Origin of the sequence: Nocardioides sp. (genome assembly GCF_035703625.1) — a bacterium.
GTDB lineage: Bacteria > Actinomycetota > Actinomycetes > Propionibacteriales > Nocardioidaceae > Nocardioides.
In genome coordinates, this window is sequence record NZ_DASSXS010000049.1 from 1 (window position 1) to 11062 (window position 11062).

Annotated in this window: 13 protein-coding genes; 6 read left to right on the forward strand and 7 right to left on the reverse strand. The window is 71.7% G+C overall.

Annotated elements, in window-relative coordinates; all coding sequences use genetic code 11:
* Positions 1-160 precede the first annotated feature (160 nt).
* On the forward strand, positions 161-754 hold the full coding sequence (locus VFN12_RS02240; RefSeq protein ID WP_325116923.1) for a flavin reductase family protein: 594 nt from the start codon (positions 161-163) through the stop codon (positions 752-754).
* A gap of 42 nt (positions 755-796) precedes the next feature.
* Complete coding sequence (locus tag VFN12_RS02245) at positions 797-1147, forward strand: hypothetical protein (RefSeq protein WP_325116924.1); 351 nt, start codon at positions 797-799, stop codon at positions 1145-1147.
* Here the strand turns inward: VFN12_RS02245 and VFN12_RS02250 are convergent, their stop codons facing one another.
* The 7 genes from VFN12_RS02250 to VFN12_RS02280 all read right to left on the reverse strand — a co-directional run bounded on the left by VFN12_RS02250 (position 1148) and on the right by VFN12_RS02280 (position 7288).
* Entirely contained in the window at positions 1148-1453 is a 306-nt protein-coding gene (locus tag VFN12_RS02250; RefSeq protein ID WP_325116925.1) for a hypothetical protein, read from the reverse strand.
* Between the two features lie 61 nt (positions 1454-1514).
* Positions 1515-2249 (reverse strand): DinB family protein, encoded by a 735-nt coding sequence (locus VFN12_RS02255; protein WP_325116926.1) that lies wholly within the window; start codon positions 2247-2249, stop codon positions 1515-1517.
* Positions 2250-2268: 19 nt separating this feature from the next.
* A complete protein-coding gene (locus VFN12_RS02260; protein WP_325116927.1) occupies positions 2269-2661 on the reverse strand; it encodes a cupin domain-containing protein in 393 nt (130 codons plus the stop codon).
* A 1-nt stretch (position 2662) separates the two neighbouring features.
* Positions 2663-3676 carry an acyl-CoA dehydrogenase family protein gene (locus tag VFN12_RS02265; protein ID WP_325116928.1) on the reverse strand — a complete coding sequence of 338 codons (1014 nt, stop codon included), beginning with the start codon at positions 3674-3676 and terminating at the stop codon, positions 2663-2665.
* Entirely contained in the window at positions 3673-4575 is a 903-nt protein-coding gene (locus VFN12_RS02270; RefSeq protein ID WP_325116929.1) for an acyl-CoA dehydrogenase family protein, read from the reverse strand. Before VFN12_RS02270 ends, VFN12_RS02265 begins: the two co-directional genes overlap by 4 nt.
* The gene (locus tag VFN12_RS02275) at positions 4572-5726 is read right to left on the reverse strand and encodes an acyl-CoA dehydrogenase family protein (protein WP_325116930.1); all 1155 of its coding nucleotides are present in this window, start codon (positions 5724-5726) and stop codon (positions 4572-4574) included. The genes VFN12_RS02270 and VFN12_RS02275 overlap by 4 nt, the downstream gene beginning before the upstream one ends.
* Complete coding sequence (locus tag VFN12_RS02280) at positions 5726-7288, reverse strand: FadD3 family acyl-CoA ligase (RefSeq protein ID WP_325116931.1); 1563 nt, start codon at positions 7286-7288, stop codon at positions 5726-5728. The genes VFN12_RS02275 and VFN12_RS02280 overlap by 1 nt, the downstream gene beginning before the upstream one ends.
* A 21-nt stretch (positions 7289-7309) precedes the next feature.
* On the opposite strand from VFN12_RS02280, the gene VFN12_RS02285 reads away from it, so the two are divergent.
* The 4 genes from VFN12_RS02285 to VFN12_RS02300 form a co-directional block, all read left to right on the forward strand.
* Positions 7310-8503, forward strand: a complete 1194-nt coding sequence (locus VFN12_RS02285) for an acyl-CoA dehydrogenase family protein (RefSeq protein ID WP_325116932.1) — start codon at positions 7310-7312, stop codon at positions 8501-8503.
* Positions 8500-9315 carry an SDR family oxidoreductase gene (locus VFN12_RS02290; RefSeq protein ID WP_325116934.1) on the forward strand — a complete coding sequence of 272 codons (816 nt, stop codon included), beginning with the start codon at positions 8500-8502 and terminating at the stop codon, positions 9313-9315. The genes VFN12_RS02285 and VFN12_RS02290 overlap by 4 nt, the downstream gene beginning before the upstream one ends.
* Positions 9308-9970, forward strand: coding sequence for a TetR/AcrR family transcriptional regulator (locus tag VFN12_RS02295; protein ID WP_325116935.1), 663 nt, complete (start codon positions 9308-9310; stop codon positions 9968-9970). The genes VFN12_RS02290 and VFN12_RS02295 overlap by 8 nt, the downstream gene beginning before the upstream one ends.
* 1 nt (position 9971) lies before the next feature.
* Positions 9972-11062: acetyl-CoA C-acetyltransferase (locus tag VFN12_RS02300; RefSeq protein ID WP_325116936.1), on the forward strand; the 1091-nt coding region annotated here is incomplete at its 3' end.

Below are 11062 nucleotides of genomic sequence, written 5' to 3' on the forward strand. Positions count from 1 at the left end.
ACGAGAAGTGGGTGGCCCGCGAGAGCACGGCGGTCTCCTACTGGGGCCACGACTTCAGCGTGGGGAACAGGTGACAGACTCGCGTCTCGTGGCCGGTCCCGCAGTGCCCGATCGAAGTGGCCCCGATCGAAGTGGCCCCGACGGCGAGGTCCCGGAGGGGATGCGTCCCGACGCGCGGGAGACCTGGCCGAGCCGGGAGCTGATCGAGTCGTTCCTCGGCGACTTCGACTTCGAGCTCCGGCCCGGCGAGACGATCCACGTCGACACGGAGGAGCAGGCGCAGGCCGCGCGCAGGTTCCGCGACGTGCTCGGCCGCTTCGCCACGGGCATCACGGTGGTCACGGCGATCAGCCAGGGGGAGCCGGTCGGCATGACCTGCCAGAGCTTCATGTCCGTCTCGCTCGACCCGCCGCTGGTCCTGTTCTCTCCGGCGAAGACCTCGCGCGCGTGGCCGGCGATCCAGCGCTCGGGGCGGTTCTGCGTGAACTTCCTGGCCGCCGACCAGGAGCGGGTCTCCGCCGCGATGGCGAGCCGTGGGGTCGACAAGTTCGCCGGCCTCGGCTGGTCGGCCACGCCGGAGACCGGGTCGCCGCTGCTCGACGGGGCGCTGGGGTACGTCGACTGCACCATCCATGCGGTCCACGAGACCGGCGACCACTACGTCGTCATCGGGCGGGTGCAGGACCTCGACGCCACCCGCGACGGGGAACCGCTGCTGTTCTACCGGGGCGCCTACCGGACCACCGACGGCTGAGCCCGTGACCGGGCGACCGGCCGACTCTGGCAGGCTGCACCGGTGGCCGACGACCCGACCCGCGACTTCGCCGTCCGTCTCCTGCGTCGCTTCCTCTCGCTCTGTGAGAGCCCCCGGACCCGGAGCGCGATGGTCCGGATGGTCAAGGGCTCCGTCGGGAGCGCCCGGGCGGGCCGGACCCTCTACCGGGTGGTGAACCGGGCGGCGGTCAACCCGGTGGCGCGGGTCACCGGCGTCCAGGCGTCGGCGATGCGGTTGGAGCTGGTGGCCTCGCAGCTGATCGGGCTGGCGATGGCGCGCTACGTGATCCAGGTGGAGCCGATCGCCTCCGCGTCGGTCGACGAGGTGGTCGCCCTCGCCGCCCCGTCGATCCGGGCGGCGCTGCGCGGTTGATCAACCGGCCGGGCGGCCGTCGATCTCGACGCTGCTGGAGTAGCCCGGACCGGGCCCCTCGGGTGGAACCGGGTCAGGAGACCCGGGCTCGACCCCCTCGGGCCAGACGGCGGTGGCGAGGAAGTCGTAGCCGTCCTGTCGTGCCGGCTCGAACTCGAAGTGCACGGTGGCGCCGGGTCGCAGCGTGCGGTAGCCCTCCATCCGGATGCTGCCGAAGCTGACGAAGCAGCCGCCGGGGGTTCCGGCGGAGTCCAGGACGCCCCAGGCCTCCTCGTCGTTCCACTCGCGGACCCTCCCGATCTCCATGGATCGAGCATGCCAGCCTCGCTGGAGGATGCTCGGCGACGGGGCGAGGTGTCCGCCCCCGTCAGGTCGTGAGCAGGGCGAGATCCCGCACGGCAAAGCCGTGGTGCGCCCACTCCTCGTCGAGGATCACCCTCAGGCAGTCGAGCGTGGAGCGCTCCTCCTCGGGCGGGAAGCCCTGGACGTCGTGGGTCGGGAGCGGCGCGGTGAGCGCATCCTCGTCCAGAGCCCGGACGTGCTCGCGGACCTGTTCCTGACGTCGCTCCCGGGCGGCGATCACCTCGTCGAGGGCCGGCCGCAGGCCGGGGTCGATGCCGAAGTCGGCAGGGTCGAGGAACGACGCGGTCAGCCCCAGCGGACTGAACGGTTCCCCCTCGCCGAGCACGGCCCGCCCGAACCAGCCGTCATAGACGTGGACCAGGTGGCGCAGCGTCTCGACGAACGACCACTCGCCACCGACCCGCTCGTACCGCATGGCCTCCGGCAGCGCGCGCACGCGTTCGATGGTGGGCGACCAGAAGGCGTCCACGACATCCAGGGCCGCCAGCACCCCGGCGACGTCGGTGGGCCGGAGCGCGATCCGCTCCGGGTGCCGTCGGTCCAGCTCCGCCTCCACGAGGGGAACGACGTCGACTCCGTTGACCGTGACGTTGCGGACCAGGGCGTCGATCTCGACGTCGATCAGCACCGACCCGATGATCCGCGTGCCCACCATCGTCACCTCGCGGAACTCGGTGCCGTCGAACCGGCAGTCGACGTACCGCGCGCCCCGCAGGTCCTCGCCCTCGACGTCGCTCATGCGAGCATCCTCCCCGAGCTCACGCGTGCGGTGGGGGAGGCCGGTCCACGTTGACCGTGGGGATGCCCCCACCCGCGCGGGCGATGATCGCGATGGACGGTTCGTCGGTGGGGTTGCTCTCCCGGTGGATGGTCCAGGCCGGGACGTGCACGAAGTCGCCCGGGCGGGCGTCGAGCGGTTCGGCCCGGCCCTCGAACTCCAGGCGCAGGATGCCGGAGACGACGTACAGGCTGGTCTGGTTGCGGTCGTGGTGGTGCCAGCCGGAGACCGCCCCGGGGGCCGTGGTCACCTTGCCGGCCCACAGCTGTGGCACCTCGAACGCGAGCTCGCGCATCATGCCCGCCGTCGGGTCGGCGGTGACGAGCTCGTTGGCGTGGAACACGCGGAGCGGGTGCGGTGACCGGTCGTCCACGTCACCAGCCTGCCACGGTGGCCCGGTGTTTTCCCGCGCTGCCGAAGAGCTGCCCGAGCGCGTGGGCGCGCTTGAGGACGAGGTGGGCGTCGTGCTCCCAGGTGATGGCGATGCCGCCGTGGAGCTGGATCGTCTCGCCGGCGATCCGGGCGAGCGCGTCGGAGCAGTAGGCCTTGGCCACGGTCGCGCGCTCGTGCAGGGTCGCGGCCCGCTCGGCCGTCGGCTTCTGCAGGTACGACGACGCGGCACCGTTCGCCGCCCATGAGGCGGACCGGGTCATCTCCAGCAGCACCAGCAGGTCGGCCATCCGGTGCTTGAGGGCCTGGAAGGAGCCGATGGGGCGGCCGAACTGCACCCGCTCCTGCGTGTAGGCCACGGTCATGTCGAGGGCCCGCCGGGCACAGCCGAGCTGGAGCGCGGTCACCAGCGCGGTGGCGAGGTCGCGCAACGGCTGGTCGTCGTCCACGCGGCCGACCGGTCGTCCGGTGCCGGTCACCTCGGCCAGCCGCAGGGTCGGGTCGAGTGCCGGGCGAACGGTGACGGTGGGGTCGTCGAGGAGGCGCAGCTCCTCCCCGGCGATCTCGAGGACGATCGAGGCAGCCGCGCCGTCGAGCACCAGCCCGGGCCCGGCCGGGGCGTCCCAGACGAGCGTGCCGACCTCACCCGCGGCGAGCCGGGGGAGCAGGTCGCTCCGCGCGTCGTCCGAGCCGTGCAGCAGCAGACCAGCGGTGGCGATGGTGGTGGCCAGCAACGGGTTGGGCGCCAGCGACCGTCCCAGCTCCTCCATCGCCACCGCGGCCTCGAAGAGGGTGGCTCCCACCCCGTCCTGCTCCTCCGGGACCACGAGCGCGGCCACGCCGATCTGCTCGCACAGGGTCCTCCAGAGGTCGTCGTCGTACCCGCTCTCGCCGGCCATCGCGGCCCGGACGGCGGCGCTGTCGGCACGCTTGTCGAGCAGCGCCCGGAGCGTGGTCGCGAGCTCCTGCTGCTCCTCGCTGAGCCCGAACTCGATCACAGGCTCTCCAGGACCCGGCGCCGGTGGAACGAGGGCGTCCCCCAGGCGCCGACCAGCGCCCGGACCTTGGTGATCCACAGGGACAGGTCGTACTCACGCGTGTAGCCGATGGCGCCGTGCACCTGCAGGGCCACCCGGGAGGCGAGGTACGCCGCGTCCCCCGCAGCCACCTTGGCGGCCGACACGTCGCGCGCCGAGGGTGCGACGGCGGCGCCGTGGACGAGCGGCCGGGCGAAGTCGAGGGCGATCCGCACGTCGGCCAGCGCGTGCTTGACCGCCTGGTAGGAGCCGATCTCGCGACCGAACTGCCGCCGCTGCTTCGCGTACTCGACCGAGTCGGCGAGCAACCGCTCGCCGCAGCCGAGCAATTGCGCCGAGGTGGCGAGGACGGCGAGGTCGAATGCGTAGGCCAGATCACCCGCTCCCACCTGGTCGTCCGGGGAGACGTCGAAGAGGTTCCGGGTTCCATCGACGGACCGGTGCGCCATCCCGACTCCGGCGTGGTAGAGCTTGTCTTCCCGGACGAGAAAGACGTGCTGCGAGATGTCGGCGTCGAGTGCATGTGGAACGTGCGGCGGGACCGCCACGGTGCCGATCGTCTCCGAGTTGTCGGCTGCCAGCGCCACCGGCAGATACGCCGCGGACTCCACCCAGGGCCCGGGCACCGCCCACCAGCCGAGGCGCTCGAACGCGACCGCGAGGTCGACTGGAGAGGCGCCCGAGTCCTTCACTGCGAGTGAGCTGACACCTTGCTCGGCAAGGCGTGCCCAGAGCTTCAGGCCGGGCGCCGGGTCGCCGTCGGCCCACGCGCGGGCGATGCCTCCGGCGTCGGCATCGCCCAGGAGGTGGTCCAGCGACGACGCGAAGGCGCGCTGGTCGTCGGTGAGCTCAAACCTCATCGGTTCTGCCCCCTCGGTTCGCGGGGCAGCCCGAGGAGCCGCTCGGCGACGATGTTGCGCTGGATCTCGTTGGTGCCGGCGTAGATCGGGCCCGAGAGCGAGAACAGGTAGCCGTCGGTCCAGGCCGACTCGACCTCGGCCTCGGGGCCGAGCAGCTCGAGGGCGGTCTCGTGCAGGGCGACGTCGAGCTCGGACCAGAAGACCTTGTTGACCGAGCCGGCGGCGCCCATGTCGCCGCCCGCGGCCAGCCGGGTGACGGTGCCCCACGTGTAGAGCCGGTAGGCCTGCGCCTTGATCCACGCGTCGGCGACGCGATCGGCCGCGGTGGGTTGATCGTCGCCACGCTCGCGCCAGAGCTCCACCAGCCGATCGGCGGCCGCGCAGAACCGGCCCGGGGAGCGCAGGGACAGGCCGCGCTCGTTGCCCGCGGTGCTCATGGCGACCCGCCAGCCGTCCCCCGGTTCGCCGAGGACGTCGGAGTCGGGCACGAACACGTCCTCGAGGAAGATCTCGGCGAACCCCGCCTCGCCGTCGAGCTGCGCGATCGGCCGGACCGTGACCCCCTCGGCGCCGAGCGGGAAGAGGAAGTAGGTCAGTCCCGCGTGCCGCTGGGCGGAAGGGTCGGAACGGAAGAGGCCGAAGCCCCAGTGGGCGTACGACGCCCGGGAGGACCACGTCTTCTGGCCGTTGAGCAGCCAGCCGCCCCGCTCGTCGTCCCGGGTGGCCGTGGAGCGCAGCGAGGCGAGGTCCGACCCGGCCTCGGGCTCCGACCAGGCCTGCGCCCAGACCTGCTCCCCGGTGGCCATCGACGGCAGGAACCGGTCCTGCTGCTCCTGGGTGCCGTGGTCGAACAGGATGGGAGCGAGCAGGAAGATCCCGTTCTGGGAGACCCGTCCGGGCGCGCCCGCGCGGTAGTACTCCTCCTCGAAGATCACCCACTCGACCAGCGATGCCTCACGGCCGTGGTACGCCGTGGGCCACGACACCACCGACCAGCGCGCCTCGGCGAGCTTCGCCTCCCACTCCTGGTGGGCCCGGAAGCCGGCCTCGGTGTCCATCGAGGGGAGCGGTTCGGCGGGCACGTTGGCCTTCAGCCAGGCGCGGGCCTCGGCGCGGAACGCGAGCTCGGACTCGGAGAGGTCGAGATCCATCAGGCGTCCCTCAACTGGTTCTTCAGCACCTTGCCGGACAGGTTGCGGGGGAGCCCGTCGACCACCTCGACGAGGCGGGGCACCTTGAAGTTGGCCAGACGCGCCTTGGCGAACGCGATCACCTCGTCCGGGGTGGCCGAGCCGACGACGTACGCCTTGCCGACCTCACCCAACCGCTCGTCGGGGACGCCCACCACGGCGACGTCGTCGACCCCCTCGAGACGGGCGAGGGCCTGCTCGACCTCCGCGGGATAGACGTTGAACCCGCCGGAGATGTACATGTCCTTGAGCCGGTCGGTGATCGTCAGGTTGCCCTGGGCGTCGAGCGTGCCGACGTCGCCGGTGTGCAACCAGCCGTCGGGGTCGATCGCCTCGGCGGTGGCCTCCTCGTCGTCGAGGTAGCCCAGCATCACGTGGTCGCCCCGGAGCAGGAGCTCGCCGGCCTCGCCGTCGGGGGCGTTCTCGTCGGACACCGCGATCCGGGTCTCCATGCCGGGGACGGCCCGGCCGCAGGTGGTGGCGACGATCTCCGCCGGGTCGTCCTCGCGGCACATCGTGGCGACAACCGCCTCGGTCATCCCGAAGGCGGTGACGACGTGGTCGATCCCGAGCCCCTCGGGTGCGGGCGCGCGCATCCGCTCGATGAGGACCACCGGCACCACCGCTGCACCGGTCACCGCCAGGCGCAGCGAGGAGAGGTCGAAGTCGTGGCGGTTCGGTGCGGCCAGCAGCGACTGGTAGATGGTCGGCGCGCCGGGGAGGAGGGTGATCCGCTCCGCGGCGATCAGCCGCATCGTCTCGTCGACGTCGAAGGTGGCCATCGGGTAGAGCGTGGCGCCGGTCAGCAGACCGACCACGATCCCGATCTTGTAGCCGAAGGAGTGGAAGAACGGGTTGACCACCAGGTAGCGGTCGTCGGCGGTGACGCCGCCGAGCTCCGCCCATGCGGCCGCGACCCCGATGGTCTGCCGGTGCGCGCTCATCGCGCCCTTGGGGCGACCGGTCGTGCCGCTGGTGAACAGGATGTCGGCCACGTCGTCGGGGGTGACGGCGTCCGCCCTGGCCTCGACGGCGGCCTCGGGGATGTCCACGTACATCGACTGGAGCGCCGCGACATCGATGCGGGCCTCGGTCGCGTGCATCCGGAAGGTGAAGATCGACCTCACCGACGGCAGGTCGGAGGCGTCGCACAGCTCGTCGAACTGGTGGCCGCCCAGGAACCCATCGTCGAGGAAGACCCACGTCGCGCCGGAGCGGTCGACCAGCTCCGCCACCTCGTGGGCCGTGTAGCGCGAGTTGGCCGGCACCAGCGTGCCTCCCGCGTAGGTGCTGGCCAGAGCCGCGACGACCCACTCCACGCGGTTGGGCCCCCAGATCACGACCCGGTCGCCGGCCTGGAACCCGAAGTCCATCAGGGCTCGTGCCACGTTCCTCACCCGGCGGTGGAGCTCGACGAACGAGACGGTCCGGCCGTCATCGACGTAGGCCGGCCGGTCGCCGTACCGCCCCGCGGCAGCGCGCAGCACACGGGGGAGCGTGGTCGCGTCGTCCAAACCAAACATTTGCTTGGTAGGCTACCACCCGTGGACCTGACCTACTCCGACGAGGACCAGCGGTTCCGCGCGGACGTGCGGGGCTGGCTCGAGGAGCACCTGACTGGCGACTTCGCCACGCTGCGGGGCCTGGGCGGCTCGGGGCGCGAGCAGGAGGCGTACGGGGACCGGCTCGCCTGGAACCGTCACCTCGCGGAGCACGGCTGGACCTGCGTCGGCTGGCCGACCGAGTACGGCGGCCGCGGGCTGGGACTGATGCAGCAGGTGATCTTCCACGAGGAGTACGCGCGGGCGAACGCACCGAGCCGGGTCAACCACCTCGGGGAGGAGCTGCTCGGGCCGACCCTGATCGCCTTCGGCAGCGACGCCCAGAAGGAGCGCTTCCTCCCGGGGATCCGGGCCGTCGAGGAGCTGTGGTGCCAGGGCTACTCCGAGCCGGGGGCCGGTTCCGACCTCGCCAACGTGCAGACGAAGGCGCGGCTCGACGGGGAGGAGTGGGTGATCGACGGCCAGAAGGTCTGGACGTCCAACGCGCAGGACGCCGCGTGGATCTTCGTGCTGGCGCGGACCGAGCCCGGCTCCACCCGTCACCACGGGCTGTCGTTCCTGCTCGTGCCGCTGGACCAGGAGGGCGTCGAGATCCGGCCCATCGAGCAGCTCACCGGCGACTCGGAGTTCAACGAGGTCTTCTTCACCGGCGCCCGTACGTCGGCCGACCTCGTCGTCGGCGAGCCGGGGGACGGCTGGCGGGTGGCCATGGGACTCCTCGGCTTCGAGCGCGGCGTCTCCACGCTCGGCCAGCAGGTCGGGTTCGCGCGCGAGCTCGACGGTGTCGTGGCACTGGCGAAGGACAACGGCGCGTTCGACGACCCCGTGATCCGCGACCGGCTGGCGCGGTCGAGGGTCGAGCTCGAGGTGATGCGGCTCAACGCGCTCCGCGGTCTCTCGGCAACGGTCGCGGGGGAGGGCTCCTCCTCCGGCGGCGGTGCCGCGTCGATCGCCAAGCTGGTCTGGGCGAACTGGCACCGGGACCTCGGCGAGCTGGCGATGGCGGTGGCCGGGCCGGACGGGCTGACCGTGCGCGGGGCGCCGTACGACCTCGACCCGTGGCAGCGACTGTTCCTCTTCTCCCGCGCCGACACGATCTACGGCGGCAGCGACGAGATCCAGCGCAACATCCTCGCCGAACGAGTCCTCCACCTGCCGAAGGAGCCCAAGGGATGAGCGAGCGGATGACCGCCCCACGACTCGGGCAGGCAGCCCCCGACTACGTGCCCGGCCATGACCTGCTCGCCGGCAAGGTGGTGGTGGTGACCGCCGCGGCGGGTGCCGGCATCGGCGCGGCGGTGGTACGCCGGGTGCTGGAGGAGGGCGCGCGCCACGTCGTGGTCAGCGACACCCACGAGCGCCGGCTGGGTGAGGCCCGGGAGGAGCTGGCCGCGGAGTTCGGGGCCGACCGGGTCACCACCCGGGTCTGCGACGTGACGGACAACGTCGCGGTGCTCGAGCTGCTCGGTGCGGCCGAGGAGGTCGGAGGCGTCGACGTCATGGTCAACAACGCCGGCCTGGGAGGCACCGCCTCGATCACCGAGATCTCCGACGCGGACTGGAACAAGGTCATCGACATCACCCTCACCGGCACCATGCGCTGCGTCCGCGCCGCCAGTGCGTCGATGATCGCCAACGGCAAGCGCGGCGTCGTCGTCAACAACGCCTCGGTGATCGGGTGGCGCGCGCAGGAGGGCCAGGCGCACTACGCCGCGGCCAAGGCCGGGGTGATGGCGCTGACCCGCTGTGCGGCCCTCGACCTCGCCCCGCACGGGATCCGGGTCAACGCGGTGTCGCCCAGCCTGGCGATGCACCCGTTCCTGGCCAAGGTCACCTCCGACGAGCTGCTCGCCGAGCTCGAGCAGCGCGAGGCCTTCGGCCGGGCCGCCGAGCCGTGGGAGGTCGCGAACGTGATGGTGTTCCTGGCCAGCGACTACGCGTCGTACCTGACCGGTGAGGTCGTCTCCGTGAGCAGTCAGCATGCCTGAGTCGGTGCAGGCGACCGCGACCCGGCGGACCGAGCTGCTCGGCATCGCCGCGGGCCTGTTCGCCGAGAAGGGCTTCAAGAACACCACGGTCCGTGACATCGCCGACGCGGCCGGGATCCTGTCGGGCAGCCTCTACCACCACTTCGACTCCAAGGAGTCGATGGTCGACGAGATCCTCTCCACCTTCCAGGAGGAGCTCTTCGGCAGCTACGACGAGGTCATCGCCAGTGACGACGAGGCCCGGACCAAGATCGAGCGGGCGGTCCGGCTGTCCTTCGAGGCGATCGACCAGCACCGGGACGAGGTGGCGATCTTCCAGAACGAGGCCGACTACCTCGGGTCCTTCGAGCGGTTCGGCTACCTAGCCGAGCGGCACGCCCAGTCCCGGCAGGTCTGGATGACGCTGCTCCACGAGGGCGTGCAGTCCGGCGCCCTGCGCAAGGACCTCGACGTAGAGCTCGTCTACCGGTTCATCCGCGACACCGTCTGGGTGGCCGTGCGGTGGTACCACCCCGGCGGCCCGCTCACCCACGACGACATCGCCGACCAGTACCTGACCATCCTCCTCGACGGGATCTCCACCCCGCCGGAGGTTGAGGTGCGAGCGCGCCCCGCGCCCGAGACTCGAAACCCCGGAACCCGAAAGCAGACCTGACATGCCTGACGCCTTCATCGTCGACGCCGTCCGCACGCCCGTGGGCAAGCGCGGCGGCGCGCTCGCCGACGTTCACTCCGCCGACCTCGGTGCCCACGTGCTGGAGGCGCTGATGCGGCGTACCGGCGTCGACCCGGGTGCCGTGGACGACGTGATCATGGGGTGCTGCGACACGATCGGCTCCCAGGCCGGGGACGTGGCACGAACTGCGTGGCTGGTCGCGGGCCTGCCCGACCACGTCCCGGGCGTGACCATCGACCGGCAGTGCGGCTCCTCCCAGCAGGCGGTCCACTTCGCCGCCCAGGGGGTCATGTCGGGCACCCAGGACCTCGTGGTCGCCGGTGGCGTGCAGAACATGAGCGCGATCCCCATCTCGGCGGCGATGCTGGTCGGCCAGCAGTACGGCTTCACGACGCCGTTCGCCGAGTCGCCCGGCTGGCTGGCGCGGTACGGCGACCAGGAGGTCAGTCAGTTCCGGTCGGCCGAGCTGATCGCCGAGAAGTGGGACATCGGCCGCGAGGAGATGGAGGAGTTCGCCCTCGCCTCCCACGAGCGGGCCTGGACCGCGAATGCCGAAGGCCGGTTCGACCACGAGATCGAGCCGGTGGAGCTGCCCGACGGGTCGAGCTTCGCGGCCGACCAGTGCCCACGGTCGACCACGCTGTCGAAGATGGCGGGCCTCGACCCGCTCGCCCCCGGCGGCCGGATCACCGCGGCCATGGCGTCGCAGATCTGTGACGCCTCCTCGGCGCTCCTGATCGCCTCCGAGGGTGCGGTCACCGAACACGGCCTCACCCCGAGGGCCCGGATCCATCACCTCTCGGTCCGTGGGGACGACCCGGTGTGGATGCTGACCGGCCCGATCGCCGCGACCCGGCACGCCCTCGAGCGGACCGGGCTCACGATCGAGGACATCGACCTCTTCGAGTGCAACGAGGCCTTCGCCTCGGTGGTCCTGGCGTGGATGAAGGAGACCGGGGCGCCGCACGAGCGGGTCAACGTCAACGGCGGCGGGATCTCGCTCGGGCACCCCATCGGTGCCACCGGCACGCGGATCATGGCGACCCTGCTCAACGAGCTCGAGCGCACCGG